Here is an 18500-nt window from a genome sequence, read left to right as displayed (position 1 = left end):
AAGGCAGCTCAATGAAAGGCCGAGAAAGACCTTGCTCTATCAAACGCCGGCTGAGAAGTTCGCAGAATGTGTTGCAGCGGTCGGTTGAACTCGCCGCCATAAGCGGACCATGGATACATCCATCGTCTTTACAAAGCGGGATTATTGATCACCCGCTTATTGCCATCAAAACAGACTCGCAAGAGAAATCCTGCAGCTGGTGCTACCAATATCGTCTGCGTTGTCCAGGTAGAAGCCATGAGATTCGACCTGCCGCGGCTTGTTACCCTGTCCCTCCTAGCGCGGCGGCCGGCGGAGCGTGGCCCGCTGCTAACATTATCGTTGTTGGGTTCGCGTCAGGCAGCGCGCACCGAGTCGAGGAATTTGGCTACCTCGACCTTAAGGCGGTTGCTGTCGCCGGACAGCATTTGCGCTGCCGATAGCACCTGCGAGGAGGCCGAACCAGTCTCACCGGCGCCGCGCTGGACGTCGCTGATATTGGCGGAGACCTCCTGGGTGCCCTGCGCGGCCTGCTGCACGTTGCGCGAGATTTCGTGCGTTGCCGCGCCCTGCTCTTCCACGGCAGCCGCGATGGTCGAGGAAATCTCCGACAGGCGCTCGATGGTCCCGCTGATCTCCCTGATTGCGCTCACCGACTCTTGCGTCGCGGCCTGGATGCCCGAAATCTGCTGGCTGATCTCGCCGGTGGCCTTGGCGGTCTGCTCAGCCAACGCCTTCACTTCAGAAGCCACCACGGCAAAGCCGCGGCCAGCCTCGCCCGCCCGCGCCGCCTCGATGGTAGCGTTGAGCGCGAGCAGGTTGGTCTGGCCGGCGATGGTGTTGATCAGTTCGACCACGTCGCCAATGCGGCCCGCCGCCTTCGACAATTCACCAACGCGTTCGTTGGTAGTGCGGGCCTGATCAACGGCCTCGTTGGCCATCCGTGCGGATTCCTGCACCTGGCGGCTGATCTCGGTGACCGACGAGGTCAGTTCCTCCGTCGCCGACGCCACCGACTGCACGTTGGTCGAGGCTTCCTCGGACGCGGCCGCTACCGTCGTAGCCAATTGTTGCGATCGATCAGCGGTGGAGGTCAGTGTTTTGGCGGAGGCTTCCAGTTCGGTCGACGCCGAGGAAACCGTCTCGACGATCTCGCCGATCTTAGCCTCAAAATCATCGGCAAGCCGGTTCATGGCGGCCACCTTCTCGGCCTGCGCGGCTTTTTCCAGCGCAGCCCGCTCCGCCTGCATGGCCTGTACCTTTTCCGCATTTCCCTTGAACACCAGCAACGCGCGCGCCATTGCTCCCATTTCGTCGCGGCGTTCGACACAGGGCACAGCAATCGACGTATTGCCTTCGACGATTTCGCCCATCGCGTCCGTCATCTGATTGACGGATCGAACGATCCGGTTGAACACGATCCATAGCGCACCGGCGGCAAGCAGTATCGAGAACGCCATCAGGACGCCATTGATCAGCAACGTTTGCAGACTGCTTCGCTGCGAAGTTTCGGCTAGTTTCACCGCTTCCTGACTTGCCAGCGCGCTGAGCCCAATGACGTCGTCGATCGCCTTGGTCGACTGACTGAACCATTCAGCGGAATTGACGGGATAAGCGCCCCCGCCAAGTCCGGCGGCATAGACGCCCTTGCGGGTCTCTTCGAACCGGCGGAACACATTCTCGCGCAAGCGTTCAGTGCCGCCCACCACGCTCTGCGGCGCCGACGATTTTGCGGCATAGGCTTGCACGTAGTCCCAGGCAGCTTCTAGTCGACCGCGGAATGTCGCGAGGGTGTTGATCTCCTGCGAGCTCATCGGCTTGCCGGAAGCCACCAGCGCTGCTACCGCGGCCCTCTCGCGCCCGAGATACTCGCTCATGACCCAGACGAAGTGCTTCAGGTTCTGCAGGCTCCACAGGCGGGACTGGACGTCATCTTCCTCCATCGCCGCGGCGACGCGGAGGGCCTGGCTGGCGGTGATCAGCCCGGTGATGGTCGGAGCCCACTGCGAAACGATCACTTTGTCACGCACGCCTGCTGGTTTGGTGATCTCGGCATCCGCGCGCGCGCGAAGCGCCGCAACCTGTTCATGCGCGCGCTTGGCGCTGGCGATCATCTGGTCCTTGTTGGCGAAATCCCTTGCGGCCATGCGAGCCAGCGCCTGCTCGAACGGCTGGTCGCCGAGTTTGCGGAAATTCGCGATCGCAGACTTCTGGGCGTCGGCCGCGGGTTCGGCGGCGTTGAGCGCCAGATTGGTCGCGCCGCGCTCGCGGGCCCATTGGCCTGCGCTTTCCAGCAATATATCCGCGGTCTCGTTGACCGAGGCCGCATCGGCCGCCGTTGCCCGCTCCAGGCTGGCATTGCGCAAGACGTGTCCGGAAATGCCGATACCGAAGAGGGCCAGCAGCGCGACCGCCGTGACAAGGAGATTGCGAATACTCCATACCGTTCCGGCTCGCGCGGACGCATTCGTCGTGGCCATTTCCTGCACCCCTAGGCGGTTCGGGAGCTGCCCAGTTGATGCTGAGGCAGACCGCTCCGACGTTTCCAAAGAACCTAACCGACTTCATTGTCGACAGCAGTCGGGCACAAGCATCGCGCAAGAAAATGCGCGCGATGGGACTCACGCGGCCTCGTTGGACCGCGCGCCATAAGGCGGCGCTTTGGCAAAATGGTATGCTGCATCTTCCACGTTAAACTTAACGCCGGCTGCGTATAACTACGGGAAAAGAGCGGGAAATGCCTGAAACAGAAACGCACATTCGAGGATCAGGCATGCACGACGAGTGGCCCTTTTACGAGGACGTCTCCTAATGGGTCGAACTTCGGTCATTTTTGTCGTCGCGTAATTTCGTGGACATAACGCGGTCGGCGAGGCAGTGGTCTGATGGAAGGTTGATGCCGATGCGGTATGGCCCGGCCTTGGCACCTTAGGTCGCGGAGCTTTCACCTGAGTCAGACCTTGCGGCGACATGAAATATCTCGTGGCCTCGTTATTCGCTGCTTTGCAGCTCCTGGGCTTCATCTATCTCGCTGGTGCCGGCCACGGCTGGCTCGCGGGCGCGTTCAGTTGTCTGCCGTTGGCCCCCATCTCATTCGCCGCGTGGTTCAACGCACTCCACGCCGAGCCATCACTTTCTATCTCCAATTACCTGCTCGTCGCCGCTGGCCTGGTGCTCGCGGCGACTGCATTTGCAACGCGATCGGAGGGCACAGGCCATTTCCTTGCGTACTGGCGGGTGCAAGGTACTTTAGCAGGAGCGATCATTGCTCTCCTCTACTTCAACTGGATACTCGCTTGCGGGCTGACTTGGTGGCGCTATCGCGCGAGCAGCTTATGATCTAATCGGCTTCCGTCCGGCGCATGACCCCTGCTCCTCGGCTGGACAATCTGGACATCCGGACCTACCCTGTCGGCGGTCCTCCCGCAAGCGTACGCCCGGACCCATTCTGTCAGCGGGATCAATGACTCGACCCCGGCCTTATCCAGCGCTCGCCACAGCTTGCCTGCCGGTGGTGAGCAAGGGGAGTCGTCTGCCCAACTCAAACCTTCGAATGTCCGCTTCTCTACTTCACGTAGCCACATAGAGTTCCTGCCCGAGGCCATTGACATGACCGCTGTGGGTCAAGGTGAGAAGTCCGGGCGCTCAACCGGCAAGTCGGCTTTACGCCCAACTCCGGACATCGCCTTGCACCGCGCAAACTGAAGCTTTGTGCCAAGACCCGACATGACGGCTCAGTACTGGTCGACGCCAGCACCCCCGAAGCGATAACTAATGCCGCAGCGAACGTTAGAGCTCAGAATGCTGCCGTTACGCTCGAAGCGAAGCGCTACTTGCGCGGACGTTCTCGCTCGCGCACGACATCCTTTGCCGGCTTGTCGGACCTGAGCCCGAGGTAGACAGGCTGGCGCAGTTCGCCCTTGCTTGTCCACTCCGCGAACTTGACCTCGGCCACCAGCGAGGGTTTGACCCAGGTCGTGGCGGCCTCGTCCTTCACTTTGGCCGGAAAGGGGGATTTAGGGGTTGTCAGCTTCACGAGCTTGGCATGGAGGTCTTCCAAGACCTTGTGGCTGAAGCCGGTGCCGACATGTCCGATGTAGCGCCACGTATCGTCTTCGCGCACGGCGAGGACCAAGGAGCCGAAGAAGGGCCTGGTGCGTCTGGGCGCCGTGAAGCCCGCGATCACGACTTCCTGCCGCTTTGCCGTCTTGATCTTCAGCCAATCCGCCGTTCGGCCTCCGGACGCATACGCGCTGTCGGCGCGCTTCGCCATGAGACCTTCCAGACCCTTCCGCTCGGCCTCGGCGAAGAATTTCATTCCGTGCTCTTTGCGATGAGGGCTGAAGGCGATCAGCCTGTCGCGCGGCAGAATAGCCTTCAGCCGCTTCTTGCGCTCAAGGAGCGGCTGCTTGCGCAAGTCCACCGCGGACTCGAACATGAGATCGAAAGCGCAATACAGCAGCTTCGCTTCATGGCGCAGCGCGTTCTGAAGCAGCTGGAAATGCGAGATGCCGTCTTTTCCGATCGCGACGAGTTCGCCGTCGATCACGGCGTCGCCCTTGACGCCCTCCAGTGCTTTGGCGACCTCGATATAGCTGTGACTGATGATCTTGCCGTTGCGGCTGTAGAGCGCAACCTTGCCCCGTCGGATTTCAGCGATCATCCGAAAGCCGTCGTGCTTGTCCTCGAAGACCCAGCCGGGGTCGTCGAACGGCGCGTCGGTCAGCGTCGCACGCATCGGCTGCAGGCGCTTGGGCAGGGTCGACGTCCGGCTCATTCGAGGCAAATTCCTTAAGAGCGCGTTGCGAAATGCATGGACGTCCTTCAAGGATGAGGGAAGGGCCGAGGGCGGCGCCATGTTCCGTGATTCGCCGGACAACCGGAGCGCGGGCGTAGGGTATCGGTGCGGCGATATAGTTGGCCAGAAAACTCGAGACCTACCAGACGTCGCTGGGCTTCTTCGACCCTGCGATCACCGCTCCGTCGATGAAGGCGGCGCTGGAAGTAGTCCTGGACCTCGGGCCTTACGCCTTCCTGCGAAGTTCCACTGGCTCAGAGCGGGTTTTCAGACATTCGCCACAAAGCTCGGCGACACCTCGGCGGCGCAGCTCGAGGCCTACCGTGACCCGATATTCACTGGATGAACTACGTCAGCGCTATGTTATTGAGGGTAGGCCGCTGGAGGCGAGCCTCGAAGAAATCCTGCGCGCCGACACCCGCGCGGGAGCGCGCGCCATCCTTGCTTCGATTGAAAAGCGCCGATTTGAGAACCGTTCTGAAGGGCAGCGGCTTCGCAAGATGCTGCGCTTTGAGACGCTTCTGTGGGATGAGGGGCAGGATGCCGTTGCGGGCGTCGACGAGGCCGGAATGAGCCCGCTTGCGGGGCCCGTCTCCGCTGCCGCGGTTATCCTGAAGCGGGGCACGCGCATCACCGGTATCGACGACTCGAAAAAGCTGGATGCGAATTCGCGTGAGGCTCTTGCGAAGGAAATCAAAGAAAAGGCGGCTTCATGGTCTGTCGCGTTTGTCGAAGTCGAGGAGATCGACACCATCAACATCTACTGGGCGGGCATTCTCGCAATGCGGCGGGCTGTTGAAGGCCTGGGAGTAGTCCCGCAGCATCTCCTGATCGACGCGAAACGTTTGAAAGAGATAGCGATCCCGCAGCAGGCAATTATCAAGGGCGACGCGAAATCCGCCAGTATCGCGGCTGCTTCCATTCTAGCGAAGGTCTCGCGCGATGCGCTGATGCGAACGCTCGACACGCGTCATCCCGGTTACGGCTTCGCCGATCACAAGGGTTATCCTGTTCGCGCTCACTACAGTGCCTTAGCTCAGCTTGGTGCATGCCCTGCTCATAGACGTTCGTTTGGCCCTGTGCGCGAGGTCCTTGGCTTGCCGCCGCTACCGCCCTGGCCCTTGGCATCGGAACGCGCGAGTGCCACGTCAGGGCCTGAGGCATAAGGCCTGCTGCCGCGGGGTGCACGGAAACGCCGCGCCGGATCTGCTGTATAGTTCAGTTCACCCCTTCTGTTTTTCTTGTGCGCTTCTTCCATCGGAGCTTTTAGAGCGTTCTTCGAAGCGATCAGCGCCCTTAGCCAGATCGTGTCCCGTCTTGCTCTCGTTTTTCGCTTCGTCCTTAGCAGTCGCCTCGCGCAAGCCTTCAGCGGCCCGTTCCCCCGCTTTTGATGATTTTCGCTCGTTATTCATTTGATTTCCTTCCCTGATAAACACGCTTCTCCAAGAATACTTCCTTGTCTATCCCAGCAAAAATTTCCAATCAGCTCGCTCGGACATTGTTCCAGTTCCGTTTGAGGCTCGTGGCCTTCTGGCGTAATGGTGGCATCAGTCGAGGCGCGCGGTCCATGGTCGCTAAACAGCGGAAAACCCGACATCGAAGATTACAAGCAGCATGTCCTCAGGGGTCAAAAGGCGACCTTCGGGCGTGGCTAACTTAGGTCTGTTCAACCCCCAACAGCGGACATCGGAGGACTGTCGCAGCACGTCCGAAAAGTGCCATTTTCGGACTTCGGCACAGTCCTGAACGACTTCCGCTTTAACCCGATGAACGGACTTCGCCGAGCGCAAATGCGAAGTCGGAAAAATGCCACAGCGGACCCTTCTTTCTCGATGACGTAGGCCAAACCGCACGGGCTTTCCCTTTAAACGGACCAGACCTACCAATTTATAAGCCGTGGAAAGCTTACCGAAATGGCGAGCCACAGTGGCCGCTGAAGGCAAATGGTTCGCAGCCTAACCCGAGAGAGGTAGGTGGGTTCTCCATAAGAGGCATAGGATGCGTGTAGGCGAAGGCATAATTCTGCAGGCGACGTTCGAGCGATAATAGGACGATCGGTGGAACTGAACACGGAAGAGCCGAGCCGCTCCCCTGCGAGCTTACCATCTCAATGCGATAGTCGAGCCAATCCGCGATGAAGCTCTCAATCAGTTGGCGCGGCGGGCACACCGAACCAACAATGGCGGCCGCGGCGATGGTCATGCGATTTGCAACCTCCTCAACGAGGTGCAGATCCCGGCAGCTGTGTCGGCGATCCGAAACTGCGCGTCGCGTTCGCAGGCGACGCTGTTCGCATACTCGATGGAATGATCTGGCTCGGGTGGAGATGGCTGCAGGGTGTTAAGGCCATGCCGTGTCGCGAAGCGCCGGACAATTTGATGGTCTCTGACGAGAATTTGCGAAGGAGAAGCACGATGAGCATGTTTCAGCAAATTGCGAAGGCAGCGACGATGGGAGCCATCGCGGTCCTGCTTACCACACCTGTCACTGCGGCGGAGCAAGGCGGACGATACTGGGTGCCAACGACGAGCCCCAGCCCGTACTGGACTCCGTCAACGGCCAACCCCGCCCAATATTCTGGCGCAACAACAACGACCCTGGCCCCATACTCAGGACCGATAGCGACCACCCCAGCCCCATATTCTGGATCGATCAAGACGAATCGCGCCAGGCATGGGCGATGGCTTGTAAGAAGCTCGACGAAACGGCTCGCCACCACGCAGGCTCCGAAGCGATCCCCCCTCGCTGCGATGGCCCGGGCCGTACCCGTTTCCAAACCGCACTATTTGATTTTGCAGGTCAACACGAATGACCCTGCCGCGATGAATCTCACGCTAAACAATGCAACGAACGTTACGCAACATTACAAGGAGCTCGGAGAGAAGGTAAAAATCGAGGTGGTCACGTTCGGGCCTGGCCTGCATATGCTTCGCGAAGACACATCGCCGGTGAAGGCTCGAATTGAGCAAATGGCGCTGAGTACGCCGGAGGTATCGTTCAAGGCTTGCGGCAACACCCAAGAAAAAATGCACCAAGCCGAGCACAAAGACATACCGATTGTCTCTCAGGCGCAGGTGGTAAAGTCAGGCGTGGTGCGGGTGATGGAACTGCAGGAGACGGGTTGGACCTACGTAAAACCGTGACCGAGGTAAAACGTCATACCGGAGTTGGTTGATCCCGAGCGGGTTGACCCAGGATGGGCTAACCGGCTTCCGCTATGGGTAATTCGCGTCGATTTGGCCGGACCACGGCGACTTCCGGTCTACCCCGGTGAGCGGACATTCTCAAGATTGGCGAACATGTCTGAAAGGTGCCAGAGGCGGAAGTCGGGTCTGCTTCGCGTGGGTCGCGCCGCGGGTCACGCACTATTGGACAAGAGGGAGGCTAATCCGGAAAGACGCGCCGCCGCGGTCGCGATTTTCCGCCCATATTTGCCCAGTGTGAGCCTCGATAATGGTGCGCGCGATGGATAATCCCATGCCCATGCCTTCGGGCTTGCTGGTGTAAAACGGCTCGAATACCACTTTTAATTTGTCTTCGGGAATGCCCGGTCCGCGATCAGACACGGACAGTTCTGCAAAGTTCTCGGCCCGCGAAGTCCGGATGCTGATGATGCGATATTCGCGAGGCGTGTCCTTCATCGCGTCGATCCCGTTCATGACAAGGTTCAAGATGACTTGTTGAAGCTGAATGCGGTCGCCGAGAACGGGAAGCGCCTCAGTTGTGATGGCGCTCACCAATTGAAAGTTCCGGCCAATGGCTAATGCCGAAAAAAATCTGATCGTCTCTTGCACGACTTCATTGAGGTCGAATTGCTTTTGTTCAAAGGGGGCCTTTTTCAGAAGGGCGCGCATCCTCCGAATGACTTCGGTGGCGCGCCGATCATCCTGCACAATATCGGCTACGATCTCGTCCAGTTCTCCAATGTTGGGGTTCGGCGATCTCAGAATTTCTTGTGCAGTTTCGGCGTTAGTTAGAATAGATCCCAGCGGCTGGTTGATTTCGTGAGCAATGGAGGCCGTCAATTCGCCAGCCGTTGAGAAGCGGTTGACATGAGCAAGTTCCGCCATGCGTTGGCGCGACAGCACTTCCGCCAAATGACGCCGACGATGCTCACGTAGCAGGATTATGATAAGCCCGCCCTGTATCAAAAGAACCGCGACGATGAATGCGATTTGCCATGAATACCGCTCCCACACAGTTGGCTGGCGGAAGTAAACGGTGCTGCCAGCAGGCAGATTGCTTTCGCTAATTCCCCAGCGCTGCATTTGTCGCCAGTCGAATATCGGCGCGGCGAAGCCCGTGGGCGGTGTTTTGATGTCGTCCGCCTTTTCGCCGTTCAGGATGCGAATGGCAACCGCAGCGGTGATCTGTCCTGATTCTTGCACGGAGTGCATGGGACCTCCCACGATTGCCTCACCAAAGAAGGAACCATCGTAGGAGAAAATCGGCGCGTTCGCCAAAGAGGAGAGTTTATTCAGCGCATCGTTGGCCTCATGCGCGACCCCTGCCGCATCAACATTCATCAGATGCCAAAAGATCGCGCTGTGAGGCGGAAGTGCGGCTGCGTCTTTCAGAATTTCTTCAAAAGATAATTCATCGTACCATCTTAGTTGGACCCGCCCGGCCAGTGGCGCGAGTTCGCGGCGCATTTCCTCAAGCCAGAATTTCTCATTCGGAGAGGTACCGTTGACCACCGCTATGGTTTTTGTCAGGGGCAGGACACTCAGAATATTCTCGAAGGCAGCGGGGAAATCGTGCGCCACGGCAACGACTGTATCGTTTTCTTTCAGCATCTCGTTTTTTATGCGGCGCTGTTCCACCGCCGTAAAGACCATTGGCGTTGCTGAAAACAGCCGCTGGCGACGACGCTGGACGAAATTGGCGGCGGGCGCGCCGATGGCAAGAATAAGATCAATTGGTCGACTGGCGTAAAGGGTGCGAAGATATTCTACAAATGCAGCTTCCGAATTTTCATCAGTTTCTCGAGCATTCACGAGAGAGTGGTCCAGAAAATCGACGGGCTTTTGCCGCTGTCGGCTTATTTCCGAGCGAATGGTCTGTGCATAGTCGCTCCAAGGTTTGAAACGAGGACCGAATGAATGCAGCATCAGAACGCGTTTCGTTTCTGGATCAGCCGACTGACTTGGATGCAGCGTCCCCAGCAACAACAATGCGAGGACCAGCGCAGCGGTGAGGGTCCGCGCGCAAAAACGTCGCCATGATACTGCAGTCGGCCAGAAACGCATTACCGTCTACTCCCGGCAATTATCCACCGTAGGACCTTGCCCCGATGATTGACAGGAAAAAAGGGTTGTTACGAAACGTGCTGTCGAGCTAGAGCCGATGTCCGAGATGGGTCAATCGCGTCACTTTGGCCGTCGGCCGACTACTTCCGTTCTTCCCCTGTAAACGGACGTCGTCACAGTGAGCATGTCTCAAATGTGCCAATAGGCGACGTTTGGCCTAAACTGAAAGAAGCTTCAGCCCTTACGTCTACCCGAGATATGAAAAAGCGGTGCAGTTGGCGACCGTCATTCCAAAAGCGGCACGGCAACCCGGCTTAGTTCGAATTTTCGGAGCGGTGTGTGGATTGCAACCTTTCCGCTACTAGCGCCTGGAGTTGCCAAAGCGATTCGTCGTGAATGCCCAGTTCCTCTAATCGATGCACAGTTTCCCTAAGATATTCCGCACAGGAGCCCCAATGTCCGGCAGCTGATGCCAGAATGTCGGCGGCCTCTTCTAACGGCAACTTCCCAGAATAATGTGGGCTTTGGTTGTTTACTACCATTCCGAGAGCGCGGATCGGACCTTCATCCGTTTCAGCTGTCATCCAGCGGGGTACGTTCACCGCTGGTTTGACCATCATCTCGCGCCGAAATAGGGCATTCAGGCTCGCCGAGACCTGATCGGGAGGAAGCTTAAAGATCATGCCTTTGCACCTGCCGCCGCGATCGAGCGCGAGCATCAATCCCGGTTTATCGCGGGTGCCGCGAAAGCGGGCCACCCGATAGCAAAACGCCCGATGCCATCCCCGAACTGTAGCTATCCGGCTTTCGCTAAATTCACATGCCGGCTTCCAGAGAAGCGAGCCATAGCCAAAGAGCCAGACATCATTAGGTAGTGCGTGTGCGAGAACGTTGCTTATGGCTGCGTCGTAATCTTCATCGGTCATGTAGACTGCGCCGGGGCTCGGGCCTGCATCCTCGATCACGCGCGTGGTGCTTGCCACAAGATCGAGTGTGAGCGACATCTCTCGAAGCGTTGTCGGCATAAAGCCGTACCTATGAGGAGGCGTGAAAGCTACTGCATTTTGCTCCAGCTTAGCGGATATGGAGAAGGCGCATACTAGACCTCCTATGCAAGCGGCAAAGTGATTTCGCACGTTAGCCCTTGGTCGCGCCAATCAAAACGCACATCACCCTTAAGTTGGCCAATCATATTTTCCATAACGCGTGTGCCGAACCCGCGGTGCGTGGGCGGCGTGGCGGCCGGCCCACCCGACTCGATCCAACGCAAGCTGAGCCTACCGTCCGCCGGTAGGGACCATAAGATTTCAACGCGGCCACTCGCTGCCGATAGCGAGCCGTATTTTGCCGCGTTGGTCGCAAGCTCGTGCAAGGAGATTGCAACAGTCTGGGCCGTAGTCGGTTCCAGCATAACGGCTGGCCCCTCAATTCGCACCCGCGCCTCGTTCTCGCCGCTGTAAGCCAAAAGCTCCTGCCTGGCGAGGCGGTAGAGCTCGGCACCCTCCCAGCGGGATTCCACGAACAGCGTATGGACCTTTGCGAGCGCATCGATGCGCCCTTCGATCAGTTCTTTCAGATCATCCGACGTATCAGATTTAGAAAGACGCACTGTCGCCAGCACAGTGGACAAGATGTTCTTTGTTCGATGCTCGGCCTCGCGGGCCAGATTGACGATTTGCGCCTCGCTTCGTTTGCGCTCCGTTATATCTTGGAAGCAGTTGACGGCCCCGACAATGTTTCCACCGCTATCCTTGACTGCCTCGATGTCAACAAGTGCGATGCCGCGCGAGCCGTCAGGCCGCTCGATGTGTACTTCCTGTTGGCGCACGGGAATGCCGGTGCGCAGCACATCTGCCATGGGGCATTGATGGTGCGGGAGCAGACTGCCGTCGGGGCGAAACATTCGATACGATCCGCAATACTGTTCATTGGGATCGCCGAGTTTAGGCGCCCTGCCCCATAGTTCGGCAGCGCGGCGGTTGTATCGAAGAACGAGACCGTTCCGGTCACAAACATACATGGCAAATGGCAGTTGTTCGAATAACCGCCCCGGCAATGCAAAGCCCTGTTCCTCATCACGCAAATCAATGATTATGTCGGACGCGTTCGCGACCGCATCCAACTTGTTGGATTTTCTTACGAATTTGCGCCAGAAGGGACGTGGTGTATCGGAAGGTACGTTGGTCATTTTGCCGCCCCCTTTCGCCTCGTTTCCGAGCAAAATATCAGGCCTTTGCTTGGAGGAATTGGAAAATTTTGTTCGTCAGCCAGAAAAAACTTTTTCGACAGCATCGGTCAAACTCAGAAGTCTGTTCTACCCCCAACAACAGACATTCGCCGCTCGAAGCGAACAGGTCCGTTTGGTCCCAACAGGCGACATTCGAAAACGATAAGCACGCGCAAGAGGCGGCCTTAATGCTCTGGCTCAAAACGTTCTATGAAGCGGTCGGTTTGCCAAAGTTCAACGGCGTGGCCATCAACGGCGATTTTTGCGAGCCGCCGCGCCTCCTTCTCATCAGAGCAGCGGATATCAACCCGATTGATAATGTGGCCGTCCGGCCCGATCACATAGGCGCGGTATTCTTCCATCGAACGCTCTATCGATGATCCGCTGCGAACCTCTTCCCTAACTTTAAAACGGGCCTGAAGGGCTGTCTATTTGAAAACGAGAATGGCTTGACGAGTCCTTATGTCGGGTACCTGACAGACAAAATCGGCCTTAAGGCGAAATATTTTCGGAAGGGAGGATCACATGATCACTGATACTTTCGATCGCCGAACTATAGCTAACATGGAAGTCGCCCTTGAGCGTGCGTGTTCGCTTCTTCCAACTGGCAGCGAAAAACACCGGGCCCGTCGGGTCATCGCCAGCAAAATAATTGAATGTGCCAATCGTGGTGACGCCACCTTGAGTAGGCTTACTGAGGTCGGTTACGCCGCTGCGATGCAGCTGACTGCTTCCGGTCGCGGAGAGAGACGACGGCAAACCAGCGCGTAAAGGGACTATTCTTTCGACCTATTTTGCAAAGCACGGGCAAAAAACTCCCGGGCTACCGCATCTAGAGCGGAAATCTGTTCGCGAGGCTCCGGCGTGGTGACACGTTCTCGTTCGAGTCTTTCGGCCTCGCGAATGTAATTCATTGATAATTCGCGCAAGCGCTGGACTTCAGTGTCATTGGGTAAGGGTGCGATTTGAGCCAAAAGGTGCCGTGCACGCGCGCGTGCGCGTTCGCTTCGAGAGCTATCCATGACAGCCTCCGAGGGCTACATTTGTGAGTTTCTGATCAGTTCCCTCTGCCGAACAATAACATTCGGCACGGACAGGAAGGCCCTTGAGATCGGCTCGCTAGGATCAGAAATGCAAACGCGCGCTGTTATGTGGGGTTCCTAACATAGCGGCGATTTTAAACGTCATGAGCCCTGATTTTATTCCGGAGTTCTCGCCGGCCTGAGATCCCCACCCAGCAGGCCCTGGTACTGCGACCTCACCGTTTCGTAGCATTCGCAGGCCGCATCTTGCAGGCCCTCAAGGTTGGTGATCCGGATCTTACCTCTGGTGTAATGGATGATTCCGGCCTGCTGGAGCGTGTGCGCCACGACCGTCACGGTTGTTCGATTGACACCCAACATCTCCGCTAAGAACTCTTGCGTGAACAAAAGCGTATCGCTTTGCGATAAGTCTCTCGACCTGAGCAGCCAGCGGCAAAGGCGGGCATCCACATGATGCGCCGCCATGCAGGCGGCGGATTGCTGCGCCTGAGCGTACAGGGTCTGCTCGTGTCTGATCAGCAGTGAAAGAAGCGATTGGCTCTGCATGGCCGCCCCCCTGAGCCCCGCCAAGCCGCAAACGATTGCCTCGCCGCTTAGCTGCACAATCGCCCGGCTTAGCGCCATCCTGCCATCAAGCGCAGCCGCCGCGCCAACAACGCCGTCTCGGCCGACCATCGCGGCCTCCACAACTTGGCCACTCGACAGCGTGACCACGATAGAAATTACTGCGCTGGTCGGAAAATAGGTCGCGTCGATCGTATCGCCCGCCTCGAATAACACCTGCTCCTGTTTGAAATGTACGAGCTTTAGGTGGGGTTGAAGGGCCGCTAGATCGCTTGGAGAAAGCGATGCGAGAAGCAAGTTGTCCCTATGTGGCATAGTGCGCTCCCACGGTTGTGGCGGGAGCGCAAGGAACTCTCAGTCAGCGGCGCCTGTAGTCTGCCGTTAATCGCCGGACAGTACGCCCAAGTGGAGATAAAGCGAGGGATATATTGTCCCTGGCTAACCGGGTCATTCGCGTCGGTTTGACCGGACCACGGCGACTTCCGGCACACCGTGAACGGACATTCTCAGGATAGGCGGCCATGTCTTAAAGGTGCCGATTTTGTTGCAAAAGTCGGTTGAGACAGGCCGCGAACCATGATTCCGTTGTGTTGACGCGAATCGCGGCGGGGTCGATCCATGATGGGCCGTCTGAAGAGTGACCAAGGTCAACTGTTCTACGAGTTTCATCTTGGCGATGCCGTTCCCGAAGATCACATGGTGCGGAAGATCGATGCTGCTCTCGATCTGTCCTGGCTCCACAGCGAACTTGCACCCCATTATTCGTCCTTGGGTCGCCCGTCGATCGATCCGGAACTGATGATCCGAATGCTGGTCGTAGGTTATGTCTTTGCGATCCGCTCAGAGCGATTGATCTGTCGTGAAGTGCAGGTGAACCTCGCCTATCGCTGGTTCTGCAAGCTCGGTATCGAGGATGCTATCCCGGATCATTCGGCGTCTCGCGTGCTCGGAACGAGCGTTTCCGCGAGGGGGATATTTTCCGTCGCGTATTCGAGCGGGTCGTCGAAGCATGCCTCGCGGCCGGTCTGGTTGGGGGTGAAGGCTTTGCCGTTGATGCGAGCCTGATCCAAGCCGACGCCAACAAGCAGCGCTCGATCGCGGGTCAGGATTGGCGCAAAGATCGCGATCCGGCGAGGTCAAGCCGCGCCGTGAAGGAGGATCTGGCGACCCTCGACGATACGGCGTGGGGTGCGGCCAGTGACGTTGTCCCGAAGTTCATCTCGCCGTCCGATCCCGCGGCCCAGTGGACCGGAGCTCACAAGGGACCAGCATTCTTCGCTTACTCCGACAATTATCTCATCGACGTGAAGTTCGGCGTCATCGTTGATGTCGAAGCCTCCCGCTCCATTCGCCAGGCCGAGGTCGGCGCGGCGAGGACCATGATTGAGCGAACGGAGGAGCGCTTTGGTCTCAAGCCGGAGCGGCTTGTCGGGGATACCGCTTACGGGGCTGCTCCGATGCTGAACTGGCTGGTCGAGGAGAAAGGCATCGCGCCACATATCCCCGTGTTCGACAAGTCGAAGCGAGATGACGGTACCTTCTCGCGCAGCGACTTTCGATATGATCCGACCAGCGACGTCTACCACTGCCCGGGCGGAAAGCGGCTCGGAACGAGCGGCACCGTGCACGAGGGCAAGACGCTTCTGTATCGTGCGAGCAAGCTCGACTGCGATGTATGCCCGCTTAAACCGCAGTGCTGTCCAAAAGAACCATCGCGCAAGATCCCGCGCGACATACATGAGCACGCCCGGGACGTCGCCCGGTCGTTCGCTGGTACCAAGGGCTTCGAGACGTCGCGACGTGAGCGCAAGAAGATCGAGATGCGGTTCGCACACTTGAAGCGCATCCTGAAGCTCGGTCGGCTTCGACTTCGTGGTCCACGAGGCGCCCAGGATGAGTTCGTTCTGGCTGCCGCCCAGAACCTGCGGCGGCTCGCGTCGCTGGTTGCTCGGCCACCACCCGCTCGGGCTCTGTGCATCGCGTAGCGTTCGAGTTGCGTAGAGAGCGTCAGGGCCGGCGGATCAAAGCCGGTCGTCCTTCGCGAAATGGGCGAGCGATCCATCGCTAACAGCCGACTTTTGCAACAAAATCTGCCAATAGCGGTCATTTCAACCGGTGTGCGTGGTAGGTTTTGACGCTTTGAAGATGTATCGGTTGGTACTGAAGAAGTATCTTCCTGCTTCGCTCAGGTGCTCGAACTCGCCATGCCACGCGCTCAGATCATCAGCCGAAACGTCGGTCTTGCGCGCGACGAAATCCCGAATACCCTGCGCCAGTCCCTTGCTGTAGCTGTCATCATCACATTGCAGATTGAGAATCGGAAAGATGGCTGCACCGTCAAATCGAAATCCTGCATTGACTAACTTGTATGCCATGGATCTTGGGAGATGCGGATGAGCACAGTGCTCTTCCCATGATTTCATGACCAAGGCCATACGTTCTGGATTTTCTGAATACCACACAACAGCGTCCCAATCCGTTGCCACAAAAACCGTTCGGCCGCCCGGCTTCAGGACGCGAAATGCCTCTGAAAGAACGCGGTCAACGTCAGGAACTACTCGGCAACTTGAGTGCATACGACGACATCAAACGACGCATCTGCCTGATTCACTTTAGTTGCGTCGCCGACGGCATATGAAAGCCACGCTGAAGCTTTCCGCTGATTGCAGAGGGCTATTAGATCGGTCGAGACATCGATGCCGACGACAGCACCATGACGCCCAACAATCTCCCCCATGCTTTCGCACAGATAGCCCGGACCACATCCGATATCCAGGACGCTCTCCCCACGAGACAAATTGAGCTGTCGAATTGTCTCCACTCGTTGCGCCACCACGTCCCTTGTGAGATAGGTCTTTTCCAGTTGTTTTGCGGCTTCTTTGGTGAATTCGAGCCCGCTCATCTTCGCCTCCACCCCAGGACGCATAAAGAAGTTGAACTCGAAACCTAGGAGAAATCAATGGTCGGCAGGCCATCCGCCGTGTGATCTAGGCCAGACGCCGCCGATGTCCGCAATGGGTCTTGGCCGTGTAAAAACGCTAAGACGATTGAGGGCTATAGAAGAAGTTATTCGTCCAAGACTGCTTCAGCCCTCAAACACGCAAACGCATTCAACTTTGAAAGCGTACTGAAGAATGTAATTCTCGCGGCGTTTCGATCTCTCGCGTTTTTACACAGCCAGGGTCATTTTCGACCAAATTGGGCTGTCCGCGCCATGTCCGCTTCACTCCTGATAGCGACCGGATAGCGGACATCCCAGGCTGGCGCGCGAATTCGCCTATTTCGGTTGAGTCTTCGGTGCCGCAAGCGATGGATCAAGAGTACGAAGCACTCGGTGAATCTTCAGGGTGCCGCCGATGCCCGCATTGCGAACAAATTCGTCAATGACCCCTTCATTCTCGACGACAACGAGCCCGAAAAGCTTGCGATCATCGGTCGCGTAAGTGCACAGCCAATGCATCTTGCCTTGGCTCGCGATGACTGCGTCAAGCGCAATACGGGCGTGCCACGCCGCCTGCGCGTCGTCGGTAACATCGAAATTCGCCGGAAGGTCACGTTCCATTAACACCTTTATCATCGCGGCTCCTTTCGCTTACGGCTGCGATGCTACGCCATCCGAATGTGAATGCGAACAGGGTCGCGACTTCCGGGTTGGGTCATCGCGTCACTTTGGCTGTCTGCGCGCTACTTCCGGTCTCACCCTGGTGAACGGACATTTCCAGGATAGGCGGGCATGTCTCAAAGGTGCCCAGCAGCGGACATGCCCGCGAACGGCAGCTTTGCGCCAGAAGCGGCCCTTCCGTCCATCTGCGTGTCGGCGAAGCTGCCGGGGTAGTCCGGTCTTCATCGGCCAGCAATTAGACCGGCTGCTTGTCACCTCCGCCTAGGAAGGAATGGGTGGCGCAAGCCAGGACGGCAGATCCGAACCAAGGCCGTACGTTCATTCTCGATCGGTCATCCTAAGCCGCAGGTGGTGCTGTCTTGACGCGGGATATCCGGCCGTCTGGACTCGGCCGAAAAAATGAGAAGGCGCCACGCGCCTCCCTCTCCTTCATGCGAACCCGTGACCGTGCTCGATCCCTGCACGGAATTCACGGCTATTTCTGAATGCAGGTATCCGCGGTCTCCCTGGTGCACTCGTCGAGGTCGGAAGATACCGGGTTCCATAATCCGGCAAAGCGCGGGGTGTGCACACATCACGCGAGGTCTTCATCCGGTCGCAAGACGGCGCGGCCATCGTTTACCCTCTTCGAAGCGCGCGGTATCAATTCAAATATTATGGTGTACTCTGAAATGCATGCATGTCGATGGTCGACCTGCATTGAGACAACTTTTGGGATGATGGAGGGCAACATGGCCAAGAAAGCGAAGAAGGCAAAGAAGACAGCTAAGAAGACGGCCAAGAAGAAAAAAAAGTAGTCGTTCGACGAAACCTCATAGCATTCGGATAGCGTCTGAGGTCCGTTGCGCCCTTCGCAGCACGGATCGGCGGCAGCCTTCGTCGCAGAGTATCCGCGCAACGAACATCTGACCGGACCATTATGCAGATGGCTGCTGCATAATGGTCCGGTTTTTCATTGAGGCTTGATCAAGGAGTCGTTGCCGGCCTGCCTAGCGCACATGACAATTTCGGCCAACGT

Annotated in this window: 15 protein-coding genes and 1 pseudogene; 4 read left to right on the top strand and 12 right to left on the bottom strand. The window is 57.8% G+C overall.

Annotated features, from left to right (window positions below; genetic code table 11):
- Positions 1-335: 335 nt before the first annotated feature.
- A complete protein-coding gene (locus KIP88_RS43090; RefSeq protein WP_214494123.1) occupies positions 336-2459 on the bottom strand; it encodes a methyl-accepting chemotaxis protein in 2124 nt (707 codons plus the stop codon).
- A 490-nt stretch (positions 2460-2949) separates the two neighbouring features.
- On the opposite strand from KIP88_RS43090, the gene KIP88_RS43085 reads away from it, so the two are divergent.
- A complete protein-coding gene (locus tag KIP88_RS43085) occupies positions 2950-3318 on the top strand; it encodes a hypothetical protein (protein ID WP_214494121.1) in 369 nt (122 codons plus the stop codon).
- Between the two features lie 490 nt (positions 3319-3808).
- Here the strand turns inward: KIP88_RS43085 and ligD are convergent, their stop codons facing one another.
- Complete coding sequence (ligD, locus tag KIP88_RS43080; RefSeq protein ID WP_214494120.1) at positions 3809-4756, bottom strand: non-homologous end-joining DNA ligase; 948 nt, start codon at positions 4754-4756, stop codon at positions 3809-3811.
- 344 nt (positions 4757-5100) lie between these two features.
- On the opposite strand from ligD, the gene KIP88_RS43075 reads away from it, so the two are divergent.
- Entirely contained in the window at positions 5101-5943 is an 843-nt protein-coding gene (locus KIP88_RS43075; RefSeq protein ID WP_214494124.1) for a ribonuclease HII, read from the top strand.
- A 57-nt stretch (positions 5944-6000) separates the two neighbouring features.
- Here the strand turns inward: KIP88_RS43075 and KIP88_RS43070 are convergent, their stop codons facing one another.
- Both KIP88_RS43070 and KIP88_RS43065 read right to left on the bottom strand, forming a co-directional pair.
- Positions 6001-6189, bottom strand: coding sequence for a hypothetical protein (locus tag KIP88_RS43070; protein WP_214494118.1), 189 nt, complete (start codon positions 6187-6189; stop codon positions 6001-6003).
- Between the two features lie 493 nt (positions 6190-6682).
- Positions 6683-6979 carry a hypothetical protein gene (locus KIP88_RS43065; protein ID WP_214494112.1) on the bottom strand — a complete coding sequence of 99 codons (297 nt, stop codon included), beginning with the start codon at positions 6977-6979 and terminating at the stop codon, positions 6683-6685.
- A gap of 449 nt (positions 6980-7428) precedes the next feature.
- Between KIP88_RS43065 and KIP88_RS43060 the strand changes: the two genes are divergently transcribed.
- Complete coding sequence (locus tag KIP88_RS43060) at positions 7429-7920, top strand: DsrE family protein (protein WP_308163790.1); 492 nt, start codon at positions 7429-7431, stop codon at positions 7918-7920.
- 222 nt (positions 7921-8142) lie between these two features.
- Here KIP88_RS43060 and KIP88_RS43055 read toward each other — a convergent pair whose 3' ends face one another.
- The 5 genes from KIP88_RS43055 to KIP88_RS43035 all read right to left on the bottom strand — a co-directional run bounded on the left by KIP88_RS43055 (position 8143) and on the right by KIP88_RS43035 (position 14175).
- Positions 8143-10026, bottom strand: coding sequence for an ATP-binding protein (locus tag KIP88_RS43055; RefSeq protein WP_214494110.1), 1884 nt, complete (start codon positions 10024-10026; stop codon positions 8143-8145).
- Positions 10027-10340: 314 nt separating this feature from the next.
- Positions 10341-11030 (bottom strand): gamma-glutamylcyclotransferase, encoded by a 690-nt coding sequence (locus KIP88_RS43050; RefSeq protein ID WP_249791479.1) that lies wholly within the window; start codon positions 11028-11030, stop codon positions 10341-10343.
- A gap of 104 nt (positions 11031-11134) precedes the next feature.
- Positions 11135-12214: a sensor histidine kinase gene (locus KIP88_RS43045; protein WP_214494108.1), complete on the bottom strand. Its 1080-nt coding sequence runs from the start codon at positions 12212-12214 to the stop codon at positions 11135-11137.
- Between the two features lie 224 nt (positions 12215-12438).
- On the bottom strand, positions 12439-12615 hold the full coding sequence (locus KIP88_RS43040) for a hypothetical protein (RefSeq protein WP_214494107.1): 177 nt from the start codon (positions 12613-12615) through the stop codon (positions 12439-12441).
- A gap of 837 nt (positions 12616-13452) precedes the next feature.
- Positions 13453-14175: a Crp/Fnr family transcriptional regulator gene (locus KIP88_RS43035; RefSeq protein ID WP_214494106.1), complete on the bottom strand. Its 723-nt coding sequence runs from the start codon at positions 14173-14175 to the stop codon at positions 13453-13455.
- A gap of 303 nt (positions 14176-14478) precedes the next feature.
- Between KIP88_RS43035 and KIP88_RS43030 the strand changes: the two are divergent.
- Positions 14479-15845, top strand: a pseudogene (locus tag KIP88_RS43030) (IS1182 family transposase).
- A 123-nt stretch (positions 15846-15968) separates the two neighbouring features.
- On the opposite strand, the gene KIP88_RS47430 reads toward KIP88_RS43030, so the two are convergent.
- The 3 genes from KIP88_RS47430 to KIP88_RS43020 form a co-directional block, all read right to left on the bottom strand.
- Positions 15969-16283, bottom strand: coding sequence for a hypothetical protein (locus KIP88_RS47430; RefSeq protein ID WP_249791478.1), 315 nt, complete (start codon positions 16281-16283; stop codon positions 15969-15971).
- Positions 16284-16414: 131 nt separating this feature from the next.
- Positions 16415-16762, bottom strand: coding sequence for a methyltransferase domain-containing protein (locus KIP88_RS47425; protein ID WP_249791477.1), 348 nt, complete (start codon positions 16760-16762; stop codon positions 16415-16417).
- A 375-nt stretch (positions 16763-17137) separates the two neighbouring features.
- Complete coding sequence (locus KIP88_RS43020) at positions 17138-17437, bottom strand: hypothetical protein (RefSeq protein ID WP_214494105.1); 300 nt, start codon at positions 17435-17437, stop codon at positions 17138-17140.
- Between the last annotated feature and the right edge of the window lie 1063 nt (positions 17438-18500).

Source organism: Bradyrhizobium sp. SRL28 (genome assembly GCF_018596315.1).
In the GTDB taxonomy this organism is placed as follows: domain Bacteria; phylum Pseudomonadota; class Alphaproteobacteria; order Rhizobiales; family Xanthobacteraceae; genus Bradyrhizobium.
This window is presented reverse-complemented; position numbering and strand designations above follow the sequence as displayed.

Coding starts and splice junctions, on each gene's coding strand:
- KIP88_RS43090 (WP_214494123.1), bottom strand. CDS start 2,459: ATGGCCACGACGAATGCGTCCGCGCGAGCCGGAACGGTATGGAGTATT.
- KIP88_RS43085 (WP_214494121.1), top strand. CDS start 2,950: ATGAAATATCTCGTGGCCTCGTTATTCGCTGCTTTGCAGCTCCTGGGC.
- ligD (WP_214494120.1), bottom strand. CDS start 4,756: ATGAGCCGGACGTCGACCCTGCCCAAGCGCCTGCAGCCGATGCGTGCG.
- KIP88_RS43070 (WP_214494118.1), bottom strand. CDS start 6,189: ATGAATAACGAGCGAAAATCATCAAAAGCGGGGGAACGGGCCGCTGAA.
- KIP88_RS43065 (WP_214494112.1), bottom strand. CDS start 6,979: ATGACCATCGCCGCGGCCGCCATTGTTGGTTCGGTGTGCCCGCCGCGC.
- KIP88_RS43055 (WP_214494110.1), bottom strand. CDS start 10,026: ATGCGTTTCTGGCCGACTGCAGTATCATGGCGACGTTTTTGCGCGCGG.
- KIP88_RS43050 (WP_249791479.1), bottom strand. CDS start 11,030: ATGTCGCTCACACTCGATCTTGTGGCAAGCACCACGCGCGTGATCGAG.
- KIP88_RS43045 (WP_214494108.1), bottom strand. CDS start 12,214: ATGACCAACGTACCTTCCGATACACCACGTCCCTTCTGGCGCAAATTC.
- KIP88_RS43040 (WP_214494107.1), bottom strand. CDS start 12,615: ATGGAAGAATACCGCGCCTATGTGATCGGGCCGGACGGCCACATTATC.
- KIP88_RS43035 (WP_214494106.1), bottom strand. CDS start 14,175: ATGCCACATAGGGACAACTTGCTTCTCGCATCGCTTTCTCCAAGCGAT.
- KIP88_RS47430 (WP_249791478.1), bottom strand. CDS start 16,283: ATGAAATCATGGGAAGAGCACTGTGCTCATCCGCATCTCCCAAGATCC.
- KIP88_RS47425 (WP_249791477.1), bottom strand. CDS start 16,762: ATGAGCGGGCTCGAATTCACCAAAGAAGCCGCAAAACAACTGGAAAAG.
- KIP88_RS43020 (WP_214494105.1), bottom strand. CDS start 17,437: ATGATAAAGGTGTTAATGGAACGTGACCTTCCGGCGAATTTCGATGTT.